The 20,254-nt window shown below is 40.3% G+C and carries 23 protein-coding genes, 2 tRNA genes and 3 rRNA genes; 14 read left to right on the top strand and 14 right to left on the bottom strand.

Annotated features, from left to right (window positions below; translation table 11 throughout):
• Positions 1-265 precede the first annotated feature (265 nt).
• From ALW18_16395 to ALW18_16440, 10 genes are all read right to left on the bottom strand, one after another.
• A complete protein-coding gene (locus tag ALW18_16395; protein ID AOE53946.1) occupies positions 266-652 on the bottom strand; it encodes a hypothetical protein in 387 nt (128 codons plus the stop codon).
• Positions 653-673: 21 nt separating this feature from the next.
• The gene (locus ALW18_16400; GenBank protein AOE53947.1) at positions 674-946 is read right to left on the bottom strand and encodes a hypothetical protein; all 273 of its coding nucleotides are present in this window, start codon (positions 944-946) and stop codon (positions 674-676) included.
• A gap of 265 nt (positions 947-1,211) precedes the next feature.
• Entirely contained in the window at positions 1,212-1,448 is a 237-nt protein-coding gene (locus tag ALW18_16405) for a hypothetical protein (protein AOE53948.1), read from the bottom strand.
• A gap of 32 nt (positions 1,449-1,480) precedes the next feature.
• A complete protein-coding gene (locus ALW18_16410) occupies positions 1,481-1,825 on the bottom strand; it encodes a hypothetical protein (GenBank protein ID AOE53949.1) in 345 nt (114 codons plus the stop codon).
• Entirely contained in the window at positions 1,822-2,064 is a 243-nt protein-coding gene (locus tag ALW18_16415; GenBank protein ID AOE53950.1) for a hypothetical protein, read from the bottom strand. Before ALW18_16415 ends, ALW18_16410 begins: the two co-directional genes overlap by 4 nt.
• Before the next feature lie 2 nt (positions 2,065-2,066).
• Positions 2,067-3,770, bottom strand: coding sequence for a hypothetical protein (locus tag ALW18_16420; GenBank protein AOE53951.1), 1,704 nt, complete (start codon positions 3,768-3,770; stop codon positions 2,067-2,069).
• Positions 3,767-4,048 (bottom strand): hypothetical protein, encoded by a 282-nt coding sequence (locus tag ALW18_16425; GenBank protein ID AOE53952.1) that lies wholly within the window; start codon positions 4,046-4,048, stop codon positions 3,767-3,769. The genes ALW18_16420 and ALW18_16425 overlap by 4 nt, the downstream gene beginning before the upstream one ends.
• 80 nt (positions 4,049-4,128) lie before the next feature.
• A complete protein-coding gene (locus ALW18_16430; GenBank protein ID AOE53953.1) occupies positions 4,129-4,398 on the bottom strand; it encodes a hypothetical protein in 270 nt (89 codons plus the stop codon).
• Positions 4,399-4,614: 216 nt separating this feature from the next.
• Positions 4,615-4,839: a hypothetical protein gene (locus ALW18_16435; GenBank protein AOE53954.1), complete on the bottom strand. Its 225-nt coding sequence runs from the start codon at positions 4,837-4,839 to the stop codon at positions 4,615-4,617.
• A gap of 23 nt (positions 4,840-4,862) precedes the next feature.
• On the bottom strand, positions 4,863-5,114 hold the full coding sequence (locus ALW18_16440) for a hypothetical protein (protein ID AOE53955.1): 252 nt from the start codon (positions 5,112-5,114) through the stop codon (positions 4,863-4,865).
• Positions 5,115-5,260: 146 nt separating this feature from the next.
• Here ALW18_16440 and ALW18_16445 point away from each other — a divergent pair, with 146 nt between their 5' ends.
• The 11 genes from ALW18_16445 to ALW18_16495 all read left to right on the top strand — a co-directional run bounded on the left by ALW18_16445 (position 5,261) and on the right by ALW18_16495 (position 14,088).
• Positions 5,261-5,674, top strand: coding sequence for a hypothetical protein (locus tag ALW18_16445; GenBank protein AOE53956.1), 414 nt, complete (start codon positions 5,261-5,263; stop codon positions 5,672-5,674).
• Positions 5,675-5,733: 59 nt separating this feature from the next.
• Complete coding sequence (locus ALW18_16450) at positions 5,734-6,060, top strand: hypothetical protein (protein AOE53957.1); 327 nt, start codon at positions 5,734-5,736, stop codon at positions 6,058-6,060.
• A gap of 189 nt (positions 6,061-6,249) precedes the next feature.
• Positions 6,250-6,747 (top strand): hypothetical protein, encoded by a 498-nt coding sequence (locus tag ALW18_16455; protein AOE54456.1) that lies wholly within the window; start codon positions 6,250-6,252, stop codon positions 6,745-6,747.
• Between the two features lie 265 nt (positions 6,748-7,012).
• On the top strand, positions 7,013-7,297 hold the full coding sequence (locus ALW18_16460; protein AOE53958.1) for a hypothetical protein: 285 nt from the start codon (positions 7,013-7,015) through the stop codon (positions 7,295-7,297).
• A 168-nt stretch (positions 7,298-7,465) separates the two neighbouring features.
• On the top strand, positions 7,466-7,744 hold the full coding sequence (locus ALW18_16465; protein ID AOE53959.1) for a hypothetical protein: 279 nt from the start codon (positions 7,466-7,468) through the stop codon (positions 7,742-7,744).
• Positions 7,745-8,492: 748 nt separating this feature from the next.
• Positions 8,493-10,018 (top strand): 16S ribosomal RNA (locus ALW18_16470).
• A gap of 89 nt (positions 10,019-10,107) precedes the next feature.
• A tRNA-Ile gene (locus ALW18_16475) sits at positions 10,108-10,184 on the top strand.
• 109 nt (positions 10,185-10,293) lie between these two features.
• Positions 10,294-10,370, top strand: a tRNA-Ala gene (locus ALW18_16480).
• A 126-nt stretch (positions 10,371-10,496) separates the two neighbouring features.
• Positions 10,497-13,385 (top strand): 23S ribosomal RNA (locus ALW18_16485).
• 167 nt (positions 13,386-13,552) lie between these two features.
• A 5S ribosomal RNA gene (locus tag ALW18_16490) occupies positions 13,553-13,661 on the top strand.
• The 16S, 23S and 5S rRNA genes sit together here with 2 tRNA genes alongside, the layout of an rRNA operon.
• Before the next feature lie 133 nt (positions 13,662-13,794).
• Positions 13,795-14,088, top strand: coding sequence for a hypothetical protein (locus ALW18_16495; protein ID AOE53960.1), 294 nt, complete (start codon positions 13,795-13,797; stop codon positions 14,086-14,088).
• A gap of 107 nt (positions 14,089-14,195) precedes the next feature.
• On the opposite strand, the gene ALW18_16500 is transcribed toward ALW18_16495, so the two are convergent.
• The 4 genes from ALW18_16500 to ALW18_16515 form a co-directional block, all read right to left on the bottom strand.
• Positions 14,196-14,840 (bottom strand): DNA lyase, encoded by a 645-nt coding sequence (locus tag ALW18_16500; GenBank protein ID AOE53961.1) that lies wholly within the window; start codon positions 14,838-14,840, stop codon positions 14,196-14,198.
• A complete protein-coding gene (locus tag ALW18_16505) occupies positions 14,840-15,235 on the bottom strand; it encodes a methionine sulfoxide reductase B (GenBank protein ID AOE53962.1) in 396 nt (131 codons plus the stop codon). Before ALW18_16505 ends, ALW18_16500 begins: the two co-directional genes overlap by 1 nt.
• Before the next feature lie 101 nt (positions 15,236-15,336).
• Positions 15,337-15,732 carry a hypothetical protein gene (locus ALW18_16510; protein AOE54457.1) on the bottom strand — a complete coding sequence of 132 codons (396 nt, stop codon included), beginning with the start codon at positions 15,730-15,732 and terminating at the stop codon, positions 15,337-15,339.
• A 110-nt stretch (positions 15,733-15,842) separates the two neighbouring features.
• Positions 15,843-16,706 carry an alpha/beta hydrolase gene (locus ALW18_16515; GenBank protein AOE53963.1) on the bottom strand — a complete coding sequence of 288 codons (864 nt, stop codon included), beginning with the start codon at positions 16,704-16,706 and terminating at the stop codon, positions 15,843-15,845.
• Positions 16,707-16,904: 198 nt separating this feature from the next.
• On the opposite strand from ALW18_16515, the gene ALW18_16520 reads away from it, so the two are divergent.
• From ALW18_16520 to ALW18_16530, 3 genes are all read left to right on the top strand, one after another.
• On the top strand, positions 16,905-17,720 hold the full coding sequence (locus ALW18_16520) for a peptidase M48 (GenBank protein AOE53964.1): 816 nt from the start codon (positions 16,905-16,907) through the stop codon (positions 17,718-17,720).
• 157 nt (positions 17,721-17,877) lie between these two features.
• Positions 17,878-19,170, top strand: coding sequence for an MFS transporter permease (locus ALW18_16525; protein ID AOE53965.1), 1,293 nt, complete (start codon positions 17,878-17,880; stop codon positions 19,168-19,170).
• A gap of 48 nt (positions 19,171-19,218) precedes the next feature.
• On the top strand, positions 19,219-20,151 hold the full coding sequence (locus tag ALW18_16530; GenBank protein AOE53966.1) for a hypothetical protein: 933 nt from the start codon (positions 19,219-19,221) through the stop codon (positions 20,149-20,151).
• Positions 20,152-20,254 lie beyond the last annotated feature (103 nt).

Raw genomic sequence — 20,254 nt, forward strand, 5'->3', positions numbered from 1 at the left:
ATCCCTAATATTTTCATAAAATGTACACATATATGAAGTTAGCGTAAAGACCGGCCATACTGCGGAAATTAAAGTAACGGAACATACTACACGCCTATATTATATATAAAACTAAAGAACCCGCGAAGGGGGCGGGTTCTTAATTTTGGGGGCAGCAATTGATTGACATTTTTTTGGTATTTACGAAATTCAGCTATCCTTGGTTTTCAAATCTTTCAATTTTTTTTTGCTTACGCACTTCGTTTAAAACAAATCCATTCCTAGATCAGTAGATTAACTCCTTATTCCAGAACCAACCTGTAATAAATCCTCTTTGTGAAAAATATTTAACCTCTTGGCCTAATTCAGCGGAGTAGTAGAAATTCTGATCAACTGTTATAGACAACATTTCCCCATAGGAGTTGTTGATCGTTAGGACATAGTTAGGATCTGCTTGTTTTATATCTTTTGGGTGCTGGATCTGACGGCCTAAAGAAGGAGTAACTTCAGATTCATATTGCTTTTCGACAACATAGCCGGTTACTATCTCAGCTTTACCCGCAAGGCAATCAATTGAGAAGAATGCAACAACAATTGCAACGGTTGTTGTAATGGAGAGTATCACAGCCTTTTGCAGGCTGCTTTTATAAAATTCAGAGTTTGGTGTGTTCATATTTGCTAGTATTTTTGAAAGTTATTTTGAGTAAAAAACGATTTTAAGACGCTTTCTGATAAAAGTGGTATACTTGTCTACTCCGCTGTCTAAAACCTTATTAAAAAGCTTTATTTTAAGTTGTTCATCTGCGATGTATGCTGCAACTTCATTTGCGGAGTTGATGCCCTCGTAAGTGTAAGTGTTGACTTTTTTGCCATCAACAATTGCAACGCTATTAAACTCGTATACCGAAATGTTGAAATACTTGTTTATTTCGGCATGCAGTGGGTTATCCGACTTCTGCGCTGGCATTTTCCTGATCGGTCACGGATTCATAAATAACTTCAATGTCATAAGTGTCACGAGTGCCGCCGATATTAATGTGATTACTTTCCATTATACTTCAGTGTTTTTGAGATTCCACATTGCACAAATGGCAAAGCCAAGGGAGCAGCATACAAACGACCAAAAGGCCGCAGCTGATCCGTGCATTAAATAGCCTGCAATAATTAGCACTAATAGCACAGCTAACGTTACTACGATTTTCATAAATTTCATGGTTAAAAGGGTTTTATAGTTATAGTTTGAAACCGACCGGTACATCAAATTCTGCAACAAATATTGTAAGCTCTCTAGCCCTAATATTTTTTACATACTTAGCTTCACTCATGGGAAGGCCTCGCACATCAGAAATAATTTGATTAATTCCCTTGCGTATAGTATCGGCAGTATAATTGCTTGCTAAATACCAGTCCATTAATTCCGACTTTGTAGCGCATTGGGGTAATTTTTTTAAGGGGGATTGAGTTTCCATATAGTAAAGCTGATAACCGGTTGATATTCTTTTTATATGATGTTCATTAATTGTTCGGCCAACAGGCCTTTATATTTTTCTGCTACATTCTTTTCGTACTCGTTGCGCCCGTGTCGCTGCCATGTGCAGCATTTAAGTACTATTACCGCTTCAGATACTTTCAAGCTGAGATTGAAAAACTCTTTACTGCTTTCAATCCTGCCTCGCAGCGTAAACCAAAGTCGTAATGCGATATCCACAGTAAGAAGGGCGTTTAAAAAGTCGTTCGTACCCCAATGATTCAAACCTAACTCCTCAATTTTTGAATATTGTTCCAACTCATGTTGCAACACTTCAATTTCGGCGGGGTCTATCTGTGTTAGTTTTAGCTTTTTCATCCGTTAAACTCTCTTATTGCCTGATCTGTTTTATTGTCATAGAAAACGACCTTTTGAACTATTTCCATGTTGCAGAAGTCTTTAAGACGTCGCATCATTCCGTTAATAATTTTTTCATCACTGGCAAAAGTTGATGCTTTATCATACTTAGCAAGGCTATACCAACGAATGTTGTTGTAACCATTCTTAGTAAATGCGACCATCTTGATCCTGGCTTTCTCTTTATCAAATACTGGCATAGCTAAGCGTTTATAGTTGTTTGTAAACTTTCAAGTGTATATCTCAGGGATCGGTAAAATGATATTGGCAAATTGTTTTCGATATAGTCAGTAAGCCAATGGAAATCCTTTTTACCTTTCAGGAATAACCTTACCGCATCTTCATATTTCTTGGTGTGGTTGATCTGTTCTTTACGCTTTTCAGCATTTTTTTCAGTCCTACGTTTTTTAGCCGGTAGTTTTTCAAGTTCCTTAACGTGACGATCCCAACGTTTAGCGGTGTATTCAAAACCAACCTCTTTTTTTGTATTGCGGGTAAAATCAAAATAAGACGAAGGGTATAGAACAGAAACCTTTACATTAGGTTTTGCAAACCACTTTCGGGCATCCTCTAGCCTCCAACGAAGCTGTGTAATGTCTTCAAAAACAACTGATTTATTAAATTCAACGCCGTTGTAGGTTAAGAATTTGTAGTTCATGTACGAATTGATGGCGTTTTTCCAAGATCCGGCAAATGCTGTGCTGTAGCGGTACAATTTTGCAGCCGACTTAAAGAAATCCTGTATTACCAACTCGCGGAATTCCAATCGGGTGAGCGTTCCTGAATACGCTTCTTTGAACAACAGTCGTTTATCAATAGGGATGTAGTTATTAAAATGCCCGGCTGCAAGCTTTTCGGCCAGATCCTGTGGGTGCATGATGAGTTCACGTAGATTGTCGCTCAGAGTATTTGAAACTTTAACATTTTCGACGCGCCCCCCCAGTTTGCTTTTCTCAACTTGCATCCCAGTGTTTGGGTAGAAAATGTTCTGGTGGACAAAAGAGGTTGTTGCCTTTGGCAACTCCTTATAACCAAAATCAGGCGTAGCCGATTCACTTTTCTTATATTCCTCTAAAAATGTTCTGGTAGTCTCTTTGGAATTAGGTAACTCTTTCCCTTTGGAGAGGTTAAGAAGCTGATTTTCAGTAGAGGTAATTTCTTTAGTATGCATATCTAAAATCACCAAAATTTCGGGATTTATATGGCATTTAATGCCTCTTTTTGTACCGCAGAAGGTATAGTCTATTATTATGCCGGCCTCCTGTAAACGCGCCCTGTGATTACGTACCGTCTTGTTGCAGATGGGCAGCGAGATAACATCATTCTCCGGACGTTTGATAGTTGTAACCTGGTATGCGTTTATCTCCATGTACTGGATCGGTCTTTCATCGCGAATTGCAAAGCGCATATAATGCTCGTTACGCTTCATAAGCTGCTTATTATACAGATGCAACATATTCTGAAATACCTGTTCAGCAAAGGGCTTAATAGTTTGTATGCGGCGTTTCTCTAAGAACCGGCCGAATATTTCTCCCGCCTGATCAATTTCTTCATTATATTCCCATGCATTTAAATGAGCATTACGCAATAGAAAATTGACTAAAATATCTTTCTCATAGTCAGCAAGTTGTTTATCTTTTTTGTATATTTGAACAGCCGCATTATGCTTGTCTATCAGCGTGTTTGCATCCTTTACTTTGATGTTATATTCCGATACAAATTTGCGGTAGTTATCCATTGTCATTGCAAAAGATTTGTCTTTTATAGCCGGATAAACGGCTTTAACAACAGTGTCATTTTGCAATACTGATGCTTTTGCTTCAGGCAGCTGCTTTTCGGGTTGGTAGCCAAATAGTTTAGCAGCTGTCAGATGCCCGGCAATAGAATTGGGTTCTGTACTTCTCATATTTCTAATCGTGATGCTTTCGCGGTTATAGTTAGATCAAGGCAACTTTCGTTGCGCTTTACTTCCTGTACTTCTTTGATGTAATAATAAATCTCCCTTATGGTTCCGGAGTTCGGGCCAGTAGTAACCATCTTTATAGCGCAATAGATCCTGTCACCTTTTTCAATGGATTTCTCCACAGGCATACTAAATACTATAATGGGGTTAGTAGCCCAATCGGCAGGCGATTTCGGGAACGCTTGTAGCGATAGATCCTTTGTGTTTTTGAAAGTCTGCATAGTTTATCGTGTTAACCTTTCCGCAGTCCCGCACAATGGCGGGACAGCATCAAGGGAGTTAAAGCTTGCGCCCAGTATTTTTAGTTGATAAACTGTTTAGATTTCTTAACTGTGATCTTCATAAGCTTGGAATCACATAATTTTGAGAACCCGGTTAAGGTTAGTCCAGGTTGATCAAAGCACTTTAATACGCGCTTGTCATCCATTTGGAACTTTTCATCAAAAATGATAAGGAAAGAGGTCGAAAACCCCTGCTGCTTGCCGGAGATAACACCGGCAACGCAGGGAAGATTTTGTAGTAAGTTAACTGGTTTTTGTAAAAGGGTAGGTAGTAGGTCTAATACAGGCATACGGCCGGCATTAGGAACATAGGTTAGTAAATTCATAACTATATTGTTTTGTGGTTAAAAGGGTTGCAACATTCGTTGCAGATTTTTTGTTATAAATGTGTTAACAATTGGGAAACTAAATTTTAATCAGTATTTTTGTAGCTAATTTCAGAACTACCTGCGCTAACAGGTGTTTTGAGGTTAAAAGGGTAGGTGTGGGTGGTACCACACCTTTTTTTATTTAATCACTCTGAGTTTACTTCCATTAATACGCTGGTTCCTGCGTTGCTTCATTAGTGGTAAAACAACTTCTGTACATTCTTCAACCGTCCATACATTACTTTTTTTTGTTAATTTAACAGGTTTGGGTTTACGCTCCTTTTCCATCATAGCATACAGCCTTTCCTTTTCCCCATCAGGGAGAGCAAGGAAAATGTTATATGCAGTTTCAGCTAGAAGCATTATTACTTTTCTTATTAAATATGTTAAATTGGCATGGTTTTTAGTTCACCAGTTGTTGCAACGTTTGTTGGAACAGGTTGGGGAAGGGGAGAACATGAATAGCTGGGATCGAAAAGAATTTTCTTAACCGTATCTTCAGATATATTAAACATCTCTGCAACTATTGGCTGTGCATCTCTTGTAGTCATAGTTTGCTTTAAAGCATTGTATTGGGCTAAAACTCCCTTATTACGCTTCAGCTTCTTTTCCTGAGTGGTTTCTTTCAACTTTGCCATATCAATAATTTTAATGACTATATTTATACAGACAAACTTAGTATTATTATTCGGAATATTCAATTATTATTCGGAAAAAGTAATATTATTTTTCGGTGTATTTTATAATATACTGATTATCAGTGTTTTTGTTTCCGAATATTTTTATGAAAAATTTTATATCGCAAAATATTTCTTACCTTGTTAAACTGAAAAATCTCAGTCAGGATGTATATGGAGAAATATTTGACTTAAAAAAAGGAGTTATAAATCAGTATATTTTGGGTAAGAGTTTGCCTAAAATTGAGACAGTTCAGAAAATTTGTGCTTATCATAAAATCAAGATTGATGATTTTATAAATGTTGATTTGTCTGAAAGTGTTTATAACAAACAATCGGTGAATGATGGTATAGTTAGCGAAGCACCAAATTTGAACTATGGGGGTAGTGAAAATTTAGTTGCTGAACTTAAAAGTAAAGTTGCTATGCAAGTAGAACTTATTGAGACACAGAAGGATCTTATAGAAAGTCAAAAAGATATAATTTCAAATCTGAAAGGCCAGCTGTCTCAGGCATCGTAGCCAGCTGGATAATACATAGAAATTGAATAAACCACCCAATTATATAAACCAATTATCTTATGAGAAAAATTACATTACTGGCCGTGCTATCATTAGTGTTAGTTTCGGCTTATTCATTTAAAGAAATTTCAGATCTTAAAAGAAATGCTGCTGAAGTGGTAGAGCGTGACGGCATATTAATATTTGCAGATAGCAAACCGGTTGCAAAATATGAAGTTATAGGTGAGGTCAAGTTAGGATTTGGATCTAATTCCGATGGTACTTACAAACGCGCTATTAGCAGGCTTGTAGAAATTGCAAAGGATAAATACCCAACCGGTAAAGCATTAATATTGAAGACAGATGAAATTAAGTATTCTGCTGAAGTAATTGACTTTAGAGATTAGATAATGAAATATTACGATAATTTTAAAGGTGCACAAGTAGAGAAACCCCATGTTTGTCGCTATTGTCATGTTACTCAAATATCAACTATTTTAAATGTATTTGATAAATATGAGGGCGAACAGGGGACTTATTTAGTAATTAGTAGATGCCACAACAAAGGCTGTGATCGTGTGATAATCACTGAGAATATTTATAGATACCAGGACAATTGTTATAGTCTTTTAAGATATATTGATAGTAATCCATTGTTACCTGAATTTCCAAATGCAATAAGAACGTTAATGAGTGGCTTAGATCCCACCGTACCTAGCAAGTTTGAGAAAACGTATTTACAAAGTTTAAAAGCTGAAGAAGAAGGTTTGGATGAAATAGCCGGTATGGGGTACAGAAAGGCAATAGAGTATTTAGTCAAAGATCTTGCCGTATCGAAAAATCCAACGGATGTCGAACAAATTAAAGGAAAAACTTTAACAGCGATTGTAAAGGATTATTTTGAGGGTGATATTAAAAAAATTCTTGAGAGAGCTGTTTGGTTAGGTAATGATCAAACTCATTATTTCAAAATCTTTGAACAATTTGATTTACAAATGCTAAAAAATTTAATTGACTTCGTACTTTCCGATCTCGACAGAGAGTCTAAAAGAGAACATTATTTAAGTACTATAACTCCTTACAATAAATCTTAAGAATAAATAATGTATATAAATCTGCATACGATAAGGTAAAATCCTTGTGTGTAAAACATTGAAAATCATTTAACAATCTTATCGCTGTAGGCTTCCTTATAATTGTGGTTCCGAAGGTCGGGGGTTCGAGACCCCTCATTCACCCCTAAGCAGGAAGCCTCTCAGAAATGAGAGGCTTTTTTTATTTCAGTAAAATGATATGTAAATAGTGGTTTCGTAAATTTAAAATTATTGCATATCTTTAAATCACTAATTCAAATACGATATGGCGCTTAATTATGAAGATTTAGAAAAACGTTTTGACTGTGCCTGCGATGATGCGGTTTCAGATTTGACCCTACAGTATAAAAACACATACGAAGCAGGAGGTCCCGGAAAGCTTGCGGCTTTTTTGGAATTGATACAAATGCAGTTCGACCAGGTAGAGTCGGTTTTTATTCGCGACAACGAACTTCATGTAGATGTTGAGGCGCTACGACGTATAAAAGCAATTGCAAAAAATTATGCAAAAAAGTGTTTAGATACATATAGTAAAATAACTGTAGCGTAGTTGTGTCGCTTATATAGTGTTAAAGTCCGTAATCTACGGGCTTTTTTGTTTTTAGATTTTATAAGTATAATGTTATTAAATTTCAGTTAAATTTTATAACTGCCTTTAATCTGATCTGAAGTTATTTTGCCCAACAATTCACACAAAAAATAGTTAAGGGGATAAATAATGAATTCTAGATTCAAGGAGTTAAAGGAACAGTTGGAGACGGCATGCCGTGAAGTGCATAGAGATTTCTTAAATAAATTCAATAACGACACCTATATATCTGCCGGGGGTGCAAAGCTGGAGGCGTTTATAACCGAATTGCAAAAAGAATACGAAAATGTTGCAGCAAACTTCCTTAAAAAGCACGGAATGGAAAAAGATTCTGAGGCCAGGAAAAAAGCTTTGGCGATAACAAAGGTGTACGCTAAGCTATGTATAGAGGAGTTTAGTAAAATATAACCCGTATGTAGTGTAGTTTAATCCCGGCTGGTCCGGGATTTTTTATTACACCTATATATAGAGTGTTTTTTCAGGAGCCATTTCCCGCTATCGCCTTAATCTCTCCGCTTTGCTTCGAGGATACCGGCTCTATCGGGGCTAGGGTGTTTGCGGTATACTATAATATATATAAGGAGTAGTGTAAATGCTTTTTTATGAAACTCCATGTTTCCTTTGCGTGTTTACATATAACAGCGAAAAAACTTTCGTAGTCAAAAACCGCGTAACCAATGAGTTAAGGATAGGTGTTAAAAAAAGATTAAAAAAAGGTGATTTAAAGTTTGGATAGGGTTTAAATAATGGTACTTTTGCACCCGCATTAGAGAAGTACATTGACAGACTGATACGCAAGGGGGATACTAATTAAGGTGTTTCATAGCGGATAAAAAAAAGTTTTAAAAAGGCTTGTTTTGTAAAGGAAAAAGATATTATCTTTGCCCTCCCAAACCGCGAGGAATTGGGGTTCATTGCAAGACTGGGATTGATTTTTATCTGTTAGAATTTTGAGAAAATTTTTCTCAAAAAAGCTTGCGGGATTAAAAAGAAGTTGTACTTTTGCAGCCGCTTTGAGAACGAAAGTTTGTTAAGTGGAAATAAATAAGAAGAACACGTTCATAGACATATTGGATTGACAGCATAAGAGAGAGTAAGATCTTGATTATCATAAGAAAAAAACCTAGCATATAAGGTCGTAAAAATATTAAAAATATACGATGAAGAGTTTGATCCTGGCTCAGGATGAACGCTAGCGGCAGGCTTAACACATGCAAGTCGAGGGGTAGAGGCTTTCGGGCCTTGAGACCGGCGCACGGGTGCGTAACGCGTATGCAATCTGCCTTGTACAAAGGGATAGCCCAGAGAAATTTGGATTAATACCTTATAGTATGTTGAGGGGACATCCCTTTATCATTAAAGATTTATCGGTACAAGATGAGCATGCGTCCCATTAGCTAGTTGGTGTGGTAACGGCATACCAAGGCTATGATGGGTAGGGGTCCTGAGAGGGAGATCCCCCACACTGGTACTGAGACACGGACCAGACTCCTACGGGAGGCAGCAGTGAGGAATATTGGACAATGGGCGCAAGCCTGATCCAGCCATGCCGCGTGCAGGATGAAGCATCTATGGTGTGTAAACTGCTTTTATACAGGAAGAAACCCTGGCTCGTGAGCCAGATTGACGGTACTGTAGGAATAAGGATCGGCTAACTCCGTGCCAGCAGCCGCGGTAATACGGAGGATCCAAGCGTTATCCGGAATCATTGGGTTTAAAGGGTCCGTAGGCGGTTTTATAAGTCAGTGGTGAAATCCGGTAGCTCAACTATCGAACTGCCATTGATACTGTAGAACTTGAATTATTGTGAAGTAACTAGAATATGTAGTGTAGCGGTGAAATGCTTAGATATTACATGGAATACCAATTGCGAAGGCAGGTTACTAACAATACATTGACGCTGATGGACGAAAGCGTGGGGAGCGAACAGGATTAGATACCCTGGTAGTCCACGCCGTAAACGATGGATACTAGCTGTTTGGTAGCAATACTGAGTGGCTAAGCGAAAGTGATAAGTATCCCACCTGGGGAGTACGAACGCAAGTTTGAAACTCAAAGGAATTGACGGGGGCCCGCACAAGCGGTGGAGCATGTGGTTTAATTCGATGATACGCGAGGAACCTTACCAGGGCTTAAATGTAGGTTGACAGGCTTGGAAACAGGTTTTTCTTCGGACAACTTACAAGGTGCTGCATGGTTGTCGTCAGCTCGTGCCGTGAGGTGTCAGGTTAAGTCCTATAACGAGCGCAACCCCTGTTGTTAGTTGCCAGCGAGTCATGTCGGGAACTCTAACAAGACTGCCGGTGCAAACCGTGAGGAAGGTGGGGATGACGTCAAATCATCACGGCCCTTACGTCCTGGGCTACACACGTGCTACAATGGCCGGTACAGAGAGCAGCCACTGGGCGACCAGGAGCGAATCTATAAAACCGGTCACAGTTCGGATTGGAGTCTGCAACCCGACTCCATGAAGCTGGAATCGCTAGTAATCGGATATCAGCCATGATCCGGTGAATACGTTCCCGGGCCTTGTACACACCGCCCGTCAAGCCATGGAAGCTGGGGGTACCTGAAGTCGGTGACCGCAAGGAGCTGCCTAGGGTAAAACTGGTAACTGGGGCTAAGTCGTAACAAGGTAGCCGTACCGGAAGGTGCGGCTGGAACACCTCCTTTCTAGAGACACGACCGCTTGGTTAATAATTATGAGAAAAATAGGTTTTATTCTCGCTGTTAGTTCAAAAATTTAAAGTAAAGAGAGCTGAAAAATAAATAGTCTCGTAGCTCAGCTGGTTAGAGTACTACACTGATAATGTAGGGGTCGGCAGTTCGAGTCTGCCCGGGACTACTATAAGCTTCGCTCATTTACTTAGAAGGAAATTTTAGAAGATGAGTTGCACTATTTAGTGACGAACCGTATAGGACTGTTAACTAAAGACTGTTAACTGTCAGCTAAATACGGGGGATTAGCTCAGCTGGCTAGAGCGCCTGCCTTGCACGCAGGAGGTCATCGGTTCGACTCCGATATTCTCCACCAGGCAAAGTCTGACACTGGAATTAATTGCCAGTGGCGGCGCGCCACAGTTCATTGACATATTGAGATAAATACAAAGTAGAAAAATATAGAAAGCACATTTGTGTTGCTATATGTAACACAAAAAAAGTACAATAAGCAAAATAAGGGCGCATGGGGGATGCCTGTGGCTCTCAGAGGCGAAGAAGGACGTGATAAGCTGCGAAAAGCTACGGGGATTGGCACACACGAATTGATCCGTAGATATCCGAATGGGGCAACCCACTATGTTGAAGACATAGTACTCCGATAGGAGGGCAAACCCGCTGAACTGAAACATCTAAGTAGGCGGAGGAGAAGAAAACAAAAGTGATTCCGTAAGTAGTGGCGAGCGAACGCGGAACAGCCCAAACCAATGTTGTTACGGCAATATTGGGGTTGTAGGACCACGATATTTTATGCATGAGGAACTGGAATAACCTGGAAAGGTTAATCATAGAGGGTGATAATCCCGTACAGGTAACAAATGTAATAGATAGTGGTATCCTGAGTAGGGCGGGGCACGTGAAACCCTGTCTGAAACTGGCGGGACCATCCGCTAAGGCTAAATACTCCTGAGAGACCGATAGTGAACCAGTACCGTGAGGGAAAGGTGAAAAGAACCGTGAATAACGGAGTGAAATAGATCCTGAAACCATGCGCCTACAAGCGGTCGGAGCAGACTTGTTCTGTGACGGCGTGCCTTTTGCATAATGAGCCTACGAGTTACCGTTGCTGGCAAGGATAAGTAATTAAGTTATGGATCCGTAGCGAAAGCGAGTCTTAATAGGGCGCTTTAGTCAGTAATGGTAGACGCGAAACCGTGTGATCTACCCATGGGCAGGATGAAGCTGTGGTAACACATAGTGGAGGTCCGAACCGGTTGACGTTGAAAAGTCTTCGGATGACCTGTGGGTAGGGGTGAAAGGCCAATCAAACTCGGAAATAGCTCGTACTCCCCGAAATGCATTTAGGTGCAGCGCTGGACACTAGTTATATAGAGGTAGAGCTACTGATTGGATGCGGGGGCTTCACCGCCTACCAATTCCTGACAAACTCCGAATGCTATATAATGATAACCAGCAGTGAGGGCATGGGTGCTAAGGTCCATGTCCGAGAGGGAAAGAACCCAGACCATCAGCTAAGGTCCCCAAATCTATACTAAGTTGAAAAAACGAGGTTTGTCTGCCCAGACAGCTAGGATGTTGGCTTGGAAGCAGCCATTCATTTAAAGAGTGCGTAACAGCTCACTAGTCGAGCGGACGAGCATGGATAATAATCGGGCATAAGTATAGTACCGAAGCTATGGATTTGCAGTTTACTGCAAGTGGTAGGGGAGCATTCTAAGGGGGTTGAAGGTGATATGTGAGTATTGCTGGACCGCTTAGAAAAGAAAATGTAGGCATAAGTAACGATAATGCGGGCGAGAAACCCGCACACCGAAAGACTAAGGTTTCCTCAGCTATGCTAATCAGCTGAGGGTTAGTCGGGACCTAAGGCGAACCCGAAAGGGACAGTCGATGGCCAACGGGTTAATATTCCCGTACTTCTTATAGTTGTGATGGAGTGACGGAGTGATGAAAGCGCCGCGAACTGACGGAATAGTTCGTTAAAGTACCTAGCTATAGGCCCCGTAGTTAAATGCGCGGGGACTGGTGAAATACGATAGTACACGGAGTCTTCGGACAAAGTGATAGTGCGCCTAAGGGCTTCCAAGAAAAGCTTCTAAACTTAGATTATAAGAACCCGTACCGTAAACCGACACAGGTAGTCGAGGAGAGAATCCTAAGGTGCTCGAGAGATTCATGGCTAAGGAATTAGGCAAAATAGACCTGTAACTTCGGGAGAAAGGTCGCCAGCAGCAATGCTGGCCGCAGTGAAAAGGTCCAGGCGACTGTTTATCAAAAACACAGGGCTCTGCAAAATCGTAAGATGAAGTATAGGGCCTGACACCTGCCCGGTGCTGGAAGGTTAAGAGGAGATGTTATCTTCGGAGAAGCATTGAATTGAAGCCCCAGTAAACGGCGGCCGTAACTATAACGGTCCTAAGGTAGCGAAATTCCTTGTCGGGTAAGTTCCGACCTGCACGAATGGTGTAACGATCTGGACACTGTCTCAGCCATGAGCTCGGTGAAATTGTAGTATCGGTGAAGATGCCGATTACCCGCAGTGGGACGAAAAGACCCTGTGCACCTTTACTATAGCTTAGTATTGACCTTGGATAAGTGATGTGTAGGATAGGTGGGAGACTTTGAAGCGGCGTCGCCAGGCGTTGTGGAGTCATTGTTGAAATACCACCCTTTGCTTATCTGAGGCCTAACCCCGCTATGTGGGGGACATTGCTTGGTGGGTAGTTTGACTGGGGTGGTCGCCTCCAAAAGAGTAACGGAGGCTTCTAAAGGTTCCCTCAGCACGCTTGGTAACCGTGCGTAGAGTGCAATGGCATAAGGGAGCTTGACTGAGAGACATACAGGTCGATCAGGTACGAAAGTAGAGCATAGTGATCCGGTGGTTCCGCATGGAAGGGCCATCGCTCAAAGGATAAAAGGTACGCCGGGGATAACAGGCTGATCTCCCCCAAGAGCTCATATCGACGGGGGGGTTTGGCACCTCGATGTCGGCTCGTCACATCCTGGGGCTGGAGAAGGTCCCAAGGGTTGGGCTGTTCGCCCATTAAAGTGGCACGCGAGCTGGGTTCAGAACGTCGTGAGACAGTTCGGTCTCTATCTACTGTGGGCGTTAGAAATTTGAGTGGATCTGATTCTAGTACGAGAGGACCGAGTCGGACAAACCTCTGGTGTATCTGTTGTTCCGCCAGGAGCACCGCAGAGTAGCTACGTTTGGAAGGGATAAGCGCTGAAAGCATATAAGCGCGAAACCCACCACAAGATGAGATTTCTTTTAAAGGTCGTGGAAGATGACCACGTTGATAGGCTATAGATGTAAAGGCAGTAATGTCATAGTCGAGTAGTACTAATAACCTGTAAGCTTATGTACGCCTCTTTTCCCCGCCCTTGGGCGGGGAGAGAACTTTCTAAACAAGTATACTTATTTTTATCTCAGTATGTTAAGATATTATCCATTAGTTCCCAGGCATAAGCCAAAAGACCTATGGACCGCGCAAGAGAGCAGATGCCTTATGGCTGATGCCTATTGCCTTAAAAACTTAAGGTGGTTATTGCGGCGGGGCTCACCTCTTCCCATCCCGAACAGAGAAGTTAAGCCCGCCTGCGCAGATGGTACTGCAGTTTGTGGGAGAGTATGTCATCGCCTTTCTTTTGAAAACCCTTCATCTTTACGATGAAGGGTTTTTTGTTTTGTGAAAGTTTAGGATTATTTTAATAGTTTTTAAGTGGCTATCATAAGGTGTCTTTGTTAACTTTGAGAATATTACTAAATAAAACGCACCATGAAAAATTTATTTTTAGCCTTAGCTGTTATGGCGGGGGTATCTGCAACAGCTGCAGTTACTATAGAAAACAATGAAGTTGTTTCCGTATATCAGGAAAAACAATACAAAAAAATAGAAGTTTCGCAGGTTTCTAAAGAAGCGCTAGATAAGATTAAGAAAAGCTACGGCACTTATACCATAAAAGAGGCACACAAAGCCGATGATGGAGAGTACAAACTGGTACTGACAAAAGATGGTGTAGATACTACAGCAACTTTTACTGCTGCCGGAGACCTTATCAAGATATACTAAAAAAGAGAAGCTAATCAGCTTCTCTTTTTTGCGTTAGAGATAGTAGCTACAGTCCGCAACGGAGTGAGGACTACAACTGATATTCTGCCGCTTAAGCGGAACGAGAACTATGATTTATGTTTTTGGCAATATTCGCAAACATTGCTAAGTATACATTCGCTGTGTTTCGGGTTTGTTGGCCTGCAAATTTCACGTCCAAGGAATGAAAGTGCCATACCAACTTCTCCCCACATATCTTTCGGAAGTTTTTGCATCAATTGTTTTTCAATCTTTGTGGCGTCACCATCAGTAGTAATACCAAGGCGGGGTGCAACACGAAGTACATGAAGATCTACTAAAATGCCTTCTGCATTTACGCCCGCTTCCCGCATTATGACGTTGGCAGATTTTCTGCCTACACCTTTGAGGGCAACAAGCTCTTTCATTGTTTTAGGGATATTCTTATCTTCTTTAACAGTTTCTGCAATTTCCTGAAGCCAGGCAATTTTATTTCCGTTGAAACGTACTTTGGCGAGGTATTCATGCAATTCAGCACTATTGGCTTTCGATAAAGCTTTCATGTCAGGAAATTTTTTAAAGAAGTCAACCGTTACTTTATTTATATTGGCATCACTATCCTGTGCAGCCAAGACAACCATAACCAGTAATTGGTAGATGTTTTTGTAGTGCAATGGATGCTCCTTGCCCTTATATTCAGCAATCAGTGGTTTTAAAGCTTTTGGCCAGTCGGTGCCTTCGTTAAAGAGATCCATTACTCTTGCTTTAGGTCAACAGAAAGAGAATTTACACAGTAGCGTTGTCCCGTTTCGGTAGGGCCATCATCAAATACATGTCCTAAATGACTCCCGCAGTTAGCGCAAAGTATTTCTGTTCTCAGCATTCCATGGGTAGTGTCCTTTATATATTCTACCTTTCCTGGGATAGACTCATCAAAAGACGGCCATCCACAACTGGATTGAAACTTAGAATCACTTTCAAAAAGTGCTTCGCCGCAAGCACCGCAACAATAGGTACCTTTATCAAAAGCAAGGTTATATTTTCCTGAATGTGGAAATTCAGTTCCTTTTTCGCGTAATATCTTGTATCGTTCAAGGCCAAGTTCTTGTTTCCACTCAGCTTCGGATTTCTCTATATTATAATTTTTCATAGCTTGAAATGTTTGTTTGTATTTAACAAATTTACACAAAAGTTTGTCTGTCCTTCTTAATTAAAAAGAAAGGCACTGTTAATCTGCTCATAAACGTGGTACTATTTTTTAGCGGGGATAAACCTGATGGAAACCGAGTTGGTACAAAATCGTTTCCCTGTAGTTTCTTCGGGGCCATCATCAAAAACGTGACCCAGGTGACCGCAACAATTGGAGCACATCACTTCAACACGCTTCATTCCCAAAGTATTATCTTCCTTGTAGACTACACTTCCTTCAATAGCCTGATCGAAAGAAGGCCATCCACAGGATGAATCAAATTTTGCATCGGATTTGAATAGTGGGTTACCGCAAGCCGCACAAACGTATACCCCGTTTTCGAAATGTTTATAATACTCTCCTGTAAAAGGCCTTTCAGTTGCTTTTTCACGTAACACCTCGTACTGTTCCTGCGTTAAAACTTTTTTCCATTCTGCATCGGTACTGTAAGGAGTGATTTTTGCTTTTTTAACGGACTGTTGTGGTGTTTCCTTTTTTGTGGTTTGTTTCTTTTCCTGCCCCTGACAAGAAACAAGGGTAAACAGGAAAATAATGATAGCTATTTTTTTCATAATTCTAAAAATTGAATAATTTTTTTAATGACTTTACTGTCGCCTAAAATTTTACGGTGTCCTAATCCTTCAGTAATCATCAACTCGGCGTTCGCCAGATGTTCAGCGATATGGTGTGCCGCACTAGAAGGTACATCGCCGTCATCTTTATCATGAATAACCAGCACAGGTATAGTGACATCCTTTGCTGCTATATACGCCGAATAATTGTTAATGGTTTCATTGAATTTCTTTTCAAACAACCGTATCATCAGCTTACCGGTAGCAATATTCATTCCTAATTTTTCTGAAAAGTCATCCATAATATCTTTTACTATGTCACCGCTGCCAATAGTGACCGCCTTATGAACTTTTAGGCCTCTTTTAATAGCATTAAGTACAGCCATTGCGCCAAGCGAATGCCCGATTGCATATTCGAATGGACCGAATTGTTTTTCCAGTTCGAGGATACACGCGATAAACTCTGTCATGTCGCTTGTTTTACTACCGGATTTACCATGTGCAGGAGCATCAAAACTTACAGTAGAATATCCATTTTTAAGTAATCTGTCGGCAATACTTCTAAGCTGTGTTCCGCGGCCACTCCAACCATGTACAAGTAATACTTTACGGTTACTGTCTCCGTAATGGTATACCGTGATTGTTTTATCCAGAGCCGGGATATATACCTGTTCCTGTTTGCTATTGGCATCCATTTCTTCTTCCCGTTTAGGAAGCTTATATTTAATTGGAGTTGTAAATAATTTGATAGCAAATTTAGCAGCCAGTCGGGGAGAAGTAACTTCCAATATTTTTACAGTAATTAATATAGGCTTAGGTATTCTAAGCGATTGACGATGCTTTTTAGGTGTGTTTGACATGGTATTGAAATTACTATACCAAGTTACGTAATATCTTCGGCTTATTTTATCGAGACATAATTCTTATTGATCTGCCATCGAAAAATTTTAACGGTAATTTAAACATTCACAATACTTTAACTAAAATGTGATTTTTTTCGGAAATACTTATAAAATGAATTCACTAAATTTGGATAGAATTTATAAATTTTCGACCCCATGAAGAAAAGTGTTTTTGCACTGTCTGCTCTTTTGCTGGCTACGGTATTTGCCTGTAGCACAAACCCTTTTACAGGTAAAAAGGATCTGAACTTTGTGTCTAACGACCAAATATTTCCAACTGCGTTTCAGCAGTACGACCAATTTTTAAAAGAGAATAAAGTAATAAAGGGTACTGCCGACGCACAACGCGTGGTGACAGTAGGCCAAAAGATCAAGGCTGCTGCCGAAAAATACCTTAATGCTAATGGTTATCAGGGATATCTTAATGGTTACGAATGGGAATATAACCTGGTTCAGGACCCTGCAGTAAATGCATGGTGTATGCCGGGCGGTAAGATTGTAGTATACACAGGTATATTGCCAGTTACTAAAGATGATGCCGGGCTTGCTACTGTAATGGGGCACGAGGTTGCTCACGCATTGGTAAACCATGGTGCACAACGTATGAGTGCTTCCCAGCTTCAGGAAATTGGTGCTGCGGGTGTTCAGGCGGCGACAGCAGGTAAGAGTGCAGCAGCACAAAACATATACATGCAGGCCTATGGTATTACCAGCGAATATGGCGGAATGCTGCCATTTAGCCGTAAGCATGAAAACGAAGCCGATGAAATTGGCCTTACCCTTATGGCTATTGCAGGATACAATCCGGATAAAGCAGTTGAGTTTTGGCAGAGGATGGAAGCTAATGCCGGAGGTGCTGCACCACCGGAGTTTATGAGTACGCACCCGTCAGGTTCAACAAGGATTGCAAATATTAAAAGCCTTGCTCCAAATGCAAAAGCGCAAGCTGCCAAATTTGGTGTGAAGTTTTAATTTAAGTATGTAGAATAGATATATTAGATACTAGACTTACAAAAAGCTACCTTAGGGTGGCTTTTTTATATTATAGTGTAAACTTTACGACTTTATAACTTTGGACTTTACGACTTATCAAAAAATAAATTAGCTTTGGCTCACCAAACCAATATATATGGCACAATTAGAAAAAGGCAGCAAAAAGCTGCTTAATGCATGGGCTTTCTACGACTGGGCGAACTCAGTTTACAGTCTTGTTATCGCTTCGGCAATATTTCCCATTTTTTATGATCTCATTTTTGAACTTAAGGGAATAAAGCACATCGCTGTTTTTGGCACTTCTATGAAAAGCACCGCGCTTATAAGTTTTGTAACGGCATTTGCCTTTTTAGTTGTAGCTTTTATTTCCCCGCTTCTTTCAGGTATTGCAGATTATGTGGGAAATAAGAAAAGCTTTCTTAAACTATTTTGCTACATAGGTGCGATATCATGCATTGGTCTATACTGGTTTGATCTTGACAATATTTACTGGAGCCTTGTTTGCTACTTTTTTGGACTGATAGGATTTTGGGGTAGCCTTGTGTTTTACAACTCGTATCTGCCGGATATTGCATTTCCCGATCAGCAGGATGCGGTAAGCGCACGCGGATATTCAATGGGATATATTGGTAGTGTTATCTTGCTTATCATCAATCTTGCGATGGTAATGTCGGTAGAAGATTCGGAGAAAGAGCAGATGATGCGTTACTCATTTGTATCAGTAGGTATATGGTGGATCGTATTTAGCCAGTATACGTATTACTATCTGCCGAAAGGCACTAAAGAAGGCAAAAAAGTAACAGGAGATGTAATTTTTAACGGTTTTAGGGAGTTAAGAAAAGTCTGGGCACAGCTAAAGCAGAATATCACGCTTAAAAGATATCTTGGAGGTTTCTTTGTTTACAGTATGGCCGTACAGACAGTTATGCTTGTTGCAACCTATTTTGGTGCAGAAGAAATAGAGTGGGGTGAAGGCGGTGCGAAACAGATGGGGCTTATTGTGAGCATCCTTCTTATTCAGCTTATTGCCGTTGCCGGTGCTGTAATTACATCGAAACTTTCAGCGAAATATGGTAATATAAAAACGCTTATCGGAATTAACTGTATATGGGCCGTAATATGTATATGTGCCTTTTTTGTAACACAGCCGATAGAATTTTATGTTACAGCTGCTTTTGTAGGTCTGGTTATGGGAGGGATACAATCGCTATCGCGTTCTACCTATTCTAAGTTTTTGCCGGAGACTACAGATACAGCTTCGTTCTTTAGTTTTTATGATGTTACAGAAAAGATAGGTATTGTTATAGGTATGCTTTTATATGGTGCTATCGATCAGATATTTGGCAGCATGCGTTATTCTGTAGTATTTTTAACAATATTCTTTATAATGGGAATATTTTTACTGTTAAGAGTAGAGAAAAAGAGGTAGTTTATATCTAATTTCTATTATATTTGGACTGAAAAATATTTTAGAACCATGAAAAAGATTAAAGCCCTATTATCTGTATTTGCTGTAGTTTTTGCTGCGGTAAACTTTACTTCTTGTGATACCGAACCTGTAGACCCTGTTTTGTTAGACAATATTGGACAGCAACCTGGTACACCAGGTCCAGCAGTATTTAAAGCAGATTTTAGCGGGAATACATTTGTGGCAACAAGTTCTGCTGCTGTTATAAGTAATGCAAATGTGGCTATTACCGGTCTTAAAGGTACTAATGGTGAAGCTTTTTCTGTACTTATAAATGGCACTGCTGTTGGTAGTTATTCTGCTGACAAAGTTATCTTAGACTATAACCCGGGCACTTCTGAATATTCATATAGCAACGTTGATCTTACTACAGGTCAGGAATCAGGAAGTGTTTCTATTACAAGTATAGATACAGTAAACAAAACAATATCGGGTACTTTTAGCTTTGTAGGCTGGTGGACCGATGCTACTTTAAACCTGCCTTCTATTGCTTTTACGAATGGCGTGTTTACAAACGTTCCGTACACTGGTAACGCCGGTGGAGGTCCTGTAACAGGAACTGAAGAATTTTTTAAAGCAAGAGTTGACGGTCAGGATAATACATACGAAGATGCTGATCTGGGTGTAGCAGTTGGTGGTGGTAGCGGCGGAGTTGAAGTTATAACTATCAACGCATTTGCTCCAGATCATGAGTTAATTGTTTCAGCTCATTCCGATATAACTCCCGGTACGTACCAATTTGGCAACGGATCGGCAAGTGTAGCAAGCGCAACATTTGTGTCTGCTGCTGATGAAAGTTTTCCTGTAACAGGAGGAGCATTAACTATTACAAGTAATGTAAACGGATTTTTAAAAGGAACTTTTAGCTTTACGGTTACAAATACTGAGGGTGAAACGCATACCGTAACTAATGGTGATTTTAATATAGAATACGATTTCTAAGAGAATATAATTTAGAATATGAATCCGCCTTAGGGCGGATTTTTTTATGGGAATATATTAGTAAGAATTATTTAACGTATACGTAATCATTTTTGTGAAATTC

This window comes from Flavobacterium psychrophilum (assembly GCA_001708385.1).
GTDB lineage: Bacteria > Bacteroidota > Bacteroidia > Flavobacteriales > Flavobacteriaceae > Flavobacterium > Flavobacterium psychrophilum_A.

Coding starts and splice junctions, on each gene's coding strand:
- ALW18_16465 (AOE53959.1), top strand. CDS start 7,466: ATGAATTCTAGATTCAAGGAGTTAAAGGAACAGTTGGAGACGGCATGC.
- ALW18_16520 (AOE53964.1), top strand. CDS start 16,905: ATGAAGAAAAGTGTTTTTGCACTGTCTGCTCTTTTGCTGGCTACGGTA.
- ALW18_16515 (AOE53963.1), bottom strand. CDS start 16,706: ATGTCAAACACACCTAAAAAGCATCGTCAATCGCTTAGAATACCTAAG.
- ALW18_16450 (AOE53957.1), top strand. CDS start 5,734: ATGAGAAAAATTACATTACTGGCCGTGCTATCATTAGTGTTAGTTTCG.
- ALW18_16495 (AOE53960.1), top strand. CDS start 13,795: ATGAAAAATTTATTTTTAGCCTTAGCTGTTATGGCGGGGGTATCTGCA.
- ALW18_16530 (AOE53966.1), top strand. CDS start 19,219: ATGAAAAAGATTAAAGCCCTATTATCTGTATTTGCTGTAGTTTTTGCT.
- ALW18_16405 (AOE53948.1), bottom strand. CDS start 1,448: ATGGAAACTCAATCCCCCTTAAAAAAATTACCCCAATGCGCTACAAAG.
- ALW18_16525 (AOE53965.1), top strand. CDS start 17,878: ATGGCACAATTAGAAAAAGGCAGCAAAAAGCTGCTTAATGCATGGGCT.
- ALW18_16395 (AOE53946.1), bottom strand. CDS start 652: ATGAACACACCAAACTCTGAATTTTATAAAAGCAGCCTGCAAAAGGCT.
- ALW18_16435 (AOE53954.1), bottom strand. CDS start 4,839: ATGCTTCTAGCTGAAACTGCATATAACATTTTCCTTGCTCTCCCTGAT.
- ALW18_16415 (AOE53950.1), bottom strand. CDS start 2,064: ATGCCAGTATTTGATAAAGAGAAAGCCAGGATCAAGATGGTCGCATTT.
- ALW18_16410 (AOE53949.1), bottom strand. CDS start 1,825: ATGAAAAAGCTAAAACTAACACAGATAGACCCCGCCGAAATTGAAGTG.
- ALW18_16460 (AOE53958.1), top strand. CDS start 7,013: ATGGCGCTTAATTATGAAGATTTAGAAAAACGTTTTGACTGTGCCTGC.
- ALW18_16445 (AOE53956.1), top strand. CDS start 5,261: ATGAAAAATTTTATATCGCAAAATATTTCTTACCTTGTTAAACTGAAA.
- ALW18_16440 (AOE53955.1), bottom strand. CDS start 5,114: ATGGCAAAGTTGAAAGAAACCACTCAGGAAAAGAAGCTGAAGCGTAAT.
- ALW18_16425 (AOE53952.1), bottom strand. CDS start 4,048: ATGCAGACTTTCAAAAACACAAAGGATCTATCGCTACAAGCGTTCCCG.
- ALW18_16400 (AOE53947.1), bottom strand. CDS start 946: ATGCCAGCGCAGAAGTCGGATAACCCACTGCATGCCGAAATAAACAAG.
- ALW18_16430 (AOE53953.1), bottom strand. CDS start 4,398: ATGCCTGTATTAGACCTACTACCTACCCTTTTACAAAAACCAGTTAAC.
- ALW18_16500 (AOE53961.1), bottom strand. CDS start 14,840: ATGGATCTCTTTAACGAAGGCACCGACTGGCCAAAAGCTTTAAAACCA.
- ALW18_16505 (AOE53962.1), bottom strand. CDS start 15,235: ATGAAAAATTATAATATAGAGAAATCCGAAGCTGAGTGGAAACAAGAA.
- ALW18_16420 (AOE53951.1), bottom strand. CDS start 3,770: ATGAGAAGTACAGAACCCAATTCTATTGCCGGGCATCTGACAGCTGCT.